This window comes from Cupriavidus sp. 8B, assembly GCF_054589115.1.
Window position 1 is genome coordinate 1 of record NZ_BAAILO010000199.1, and the last position, 452, is coordinate 452.

Below are 452 nucleotides of genomic sequence, written 5' to 3' on the forward strand. Positions count from 1 at the left end.
CGGAGCCATGGTCAGGCTACTAGGGCACCGCCAAACGAAAGGGGCGGAAACATCGATGCCTGGACCTACCGTCACCGCGCCACATCTCTACTCTACTAAGCTCAAATGTCCGAGTTTGGCCCGCGTAAGCTTGACGGCTTCCAGCGCCACGGAGCCCGTCATGCCAGCAGGAGCCATTACCATGACGATGCGGCAGATTGACCGGCTCAAGGTCATCCAGGCACTGGCCGACGCCTACCTAAAGACCGGGGTTGCGGCATCCAGACTGGGACTGACCCCTCGCCAGACCTTGCGCCTGCTGCGCCGGTACCAACAGGACGGCGCCGCCGACTTGCTCAATCGCCACCAGGGTCAACTGGCCAACAACCGGACACCGCCGGGCCTTGCGGCGCGGGCGCTCGGCCTGATCCGCGACAACTATGCCGACTTCGGTCCAACCCTGGCCTGCGAGA

The 452-nt window shown here is 63.9% G+C and carries 1 protein-coding gene; it reads left to right on the forward strand.

Features of this window, described 5'->3' with window-relative positions; translation table 11 throughout:
• Positions 1-181: 181 nt before the first annotated feature.
• A partial coding sequence (locus ACYP5B_RS19525) for a helix-turn-helix domain-containing protein (RefSeq protein WP_459570827.1) occupies positions 182-452 on the forward strand: 271 nt, incomplete at its 3' end.